Annotated in this window: 2 protein-coding genes and 1 pseudogene; all 3 read left to right on the top strand. The window is 63.0% G+C overall.

Annotation, left to right across the window (positions count from 1 at the left end):
- The first annotated feature begins 85 nt into the window (after positions 1-85).
- The gene (locus tag EN884_RS30375) at positions 86-1228 is read left to right on the top strand and encodes a nitrogen regulation protein NR(II) (RefSeq protein WP_013531493.1); all 1143 of its coding nucleotides are present in this window, start codon (positions 86-88) and stop codon (positions 1226-1228) included.
- Positions 1225-2685, top strand: coding sequence for a nitrogen regulation protein NR(I) (gene ntrC / locus EN884_RS30370; RefSeq protein ID WP_024505195.1), 1461 nt, complete (start codon positions 1225-1227; stop codon positions 2683-2685). Before EN884_RS30375 ends, ntrC begins: the two co-directional genes overlap by 4 nt.
- 130 nt (positions 2686-2815) lie before the next feature.
- Positions 2816-3356, top strand: a pseudogene (locus tag EN884_RS30365) (PAS domain-containing sensor histidine kinase); the annotation flags it as partial.

Raw genomic sequence — 3356 nt, 5'->3', positions numbered from 1 at the left:
CCGCATTCGAGCCCGCGCGCGTCATTGCCTTGCTGCGCGATGTGTTTTCGCGCGATCCGCAACCTTTGACCCTGCGGAGTGCCGCATGAACGCCGCCGCCGGCCAAGGCGCTGAAATGGCGGATGCCGCCCAGATCGTACTCAACACCATCCGCCGCCCGGTGATCATGATCAGCGAGGAAGGCTTCATCACCTTTGCCAACGCCGACGCGGAGGACTTCTTTCGTTCAAGCGCGACCATGCTCGCCCGCAACACGCTGTCAAAACTCATTCCCTTCGGCAGCCCGCTGCTGACGCTGGTCGACCAGGTGCGCGAGCGCCTGGCACCGGTCAACGAGTATCGCGTCGACGTGTCGTCGCCGCGTCTCGGCATCGAGAAGGTCGTCGATCTCTATGTCGCGCCGGTACCGGAATTTCCGGGCTCGGTGGTGGTTATGTTCCAGGAACGGTCGATGGCCGACAAGATCGACCGGCAGATGACGCATCGGGGCGCAGCGCGCTCGGTCACCGGCCTGGCCGCGATGCTTGCCCATGAGATCAAGAACCCGCTCTCCGGCATCCGCGGCGCTGCCCAGTTGCTGGAACTGTCGGCTTCCGACGAAGACCGTGCGCTGACGCGGCTGATCACCGACGAGACCGACCGCATCGTGTCGCTGGTCGATCGCATGGAGGTGTTTTCCGACGAGCGGCCGATCGACCGCTACCCCGTCAACATCCATGTCGTGCTCGACCATGTGAAGGCCATTGCCAAGAACGGTTTTGCCAAGAGAATCAAGATATTGGAGGACTATGATCCTTCGTTGCCTCCGGTGTTTGCCAACCGCGACCAGTTGATCCAGGTGTTCCTCAACCTGGTCAAGAACGCCGCCGAGGCGATCGGCAGTGACCCGCAGGGCGAGATCGTGCTGTCGACCGCCTTCCGGCCAGGCATCCGTGTTTCAGTGCCGGGCACGCAGGACCGCGTGTCGCTGCCGCTGGAGTTCTGTGTGCGCGACAATGGCTCCGGCGTCTCGGAAGACATCTTGCCGATCCTGTTCGACCCGTTCATCACCACCAAGCCGAACGGCTCGGGGCTGGGGCTGGCGCTGGTCGCCAAAATCGTCGGCGAACATGGCGGCATCATCGAATGCGAATCGACGCCGCGCGGGACCACATTCCGCATCCTGATGCCGGCCTGGAAAGAAGCGCCATACGGCGCCGATGAAGACGGTGAAGGAGACCGCAAATGACCGTTCGCGGCAATATTCTCGTCGCCGACGACGATGCGGCGATCCGCACTGTCCTCAACCAGGCGCTTTCGCGCGTCGGCCACGAGGTGCGCGTCACCTCCAATGCTTCGACTTTGTGGCGCTGGGTGGCGGCGGGCGAGGGCGATCTGGTCATCACCGATGTGGTGATGCCGGACGAGAACGCCTTCGACATGCTGCCGCGCATCAAGAAGGCGAGGCCGGAACTGCCGGTCATCGTCATGAGCGCCCAGAACACCTTCATGACGGCGATCCGCGCGTCTGAAACCGGCGCCTATGAGTATCTGCCCAAGCCGTTCGACCTGACCGAACTGCTCAACATCGTCAACCGGGCGCTTTCCGAGCCGCGACGGCCGAAGATCGATGCGCGGCCGGAAGAGCAGCCCGATGCAATGCCGCTGGTCGGCCGTTCGGCCGCCATGCAGGACATCTACCGCATGCTGGCGCGCATGATGCAGACCGACCTGACGGTGATGATCTCGGGCGAATCCGGCACCGGCAAGGAACTGGTGGCGCGCGCGCTGCATGAATATGGCCGCCGCCGTGGCGGCCCGTTCGTCGCCATCAACATGGCGGCGATCCCGCGCGACCTGATCGAATCGGAACTGTTCGGTCACGAGAAGGGCGCCTTCACCGGCGCGCAGAATCGCTCGACCGGACGCTTCGAGCAGGCTGAAGGCGGCACGCTGTTCCTCGATGAAATCGGCGACATGCCGATGGAGGCGCAGACCCGCCTGCTGCGCGTGCTCCAGCAGGGCGAATACACGACGGTTGGCGGACGCACGCCGATCAAGACCGACGTGCGCATCGTCGCCGCCACCAACAAGGATCTGCGCACCCTGATCAACCAGGGGCTTTTTCGCGAGGATCTGTTCTATCGCCTCAACGTGGTGCCGCTCCGGCTGCCCGCGCTGCGTGAGCGCTCCGAGGATGTGCCCGACCTTGTCCGCCACTTCTTCAAGCTCGGCGAAATGGAAGGCCTGCAGACCAAGCGCATTTCTTCCGGCGGCATCGAGTTGATGAAGCGCTATCCGTGGCCGGGCAATGTGCGCGAACTGGAAAACCTGGTTCGCAGGCTCGCCGCGCTCTATTCGCAGGACGAGATTTCCGCCGAGATCATCGAGGCCGAGCTCAAGACCGGCGAACGTCCCGTGGTGCCGGGTGGCGGCAATCTCATTCCCGACGATTTGTCGATCGGCCAGGCGGTCGAGCACTTCCTGCAACGCTATTTCGCCTCGTTTGCCGGCGATTTGCCACCTGCCGGGCTTTATCAACGCATCCTGTCCGAGGTCGAGTTTCCACTCGTCCTGGCCTCGATGACGGCAACCCGCGGCAACCAGATCAAGGCCGCGGAACTGCTTGGCTTGAACCGCAACACGCTGCGCAAGAAGATCCGCGAACTTGGCGTCAACGTCTACAAATCGTCGCGCCAGGGCTGAGCCTTTGATCTGAACCCGCGCTCTTTTCAGGGGATCGGCTCGCGAAAGATTTCCGTCTCGGTCACACTTGTTGCATAATCGCCACAATGCGTTGCATACATCCGACGCAATCATGGCACTAGACGGCGACATGGCCCCGCAGGCACCGACAACAAACCAACCGCTTTTCAGCGAACCCGGCGCTCGTGACGGGCGCCGGCTGCTTGCGCTGCCAGGCGTGATCGCGGTCGTCGGCGCGCTGATGACGGCGGCGATCTCGTTCACCATCCTCGTTGGCGCCACGCCGATCACACCGAACGAGTCGACGACGCTGGCGTTGATTGCCCTCAACGCGGCTTTCGTCCTGATTCTTATCGCGCTGGTCGGGCGTGAGGTGCACCGCATCCTGATGGCGCGCCGGCATGGCAAGGCCGCTTCGCGGCTGCATGTGCGCATTGTCGCCATGTTCGCCCTGGTTGCCGCCATTCCGGCCATCATGGTGGCCATCATCGCGTCGATCACGCTCGACATCGGCCTCGACCGCTGGTTCGAGATCCGCACCAAGACGATCGTCAATTCGTCGCTGTCGATCGCCGACGCCTATGTTCAGGAAAATGCCCGCAACCTGCAGGGTACGACACTGTCCATGGCCTATGATCTCGATGCGTCACGCACACTCTACGGCCTTGATC

The sequence above is a fragment of the Mesorhizobium sp. M7A.F.Ca.AU.001.01.1.1 genome (assembly GCF_004022735.1).
GTDB classification, from domain to species: Bacteria; Pseudomonadota; Alphaproteobacteria; order Rhizobiales; family Rhizobiaceae; genus Mesorhizobium; species Mesorhizobium ciceri.
The sequence above is the reverse complement of the archived record's forward strand: the minus strand, read 5'-3'. Positions and strand labels throughout refer to the sequence as shown.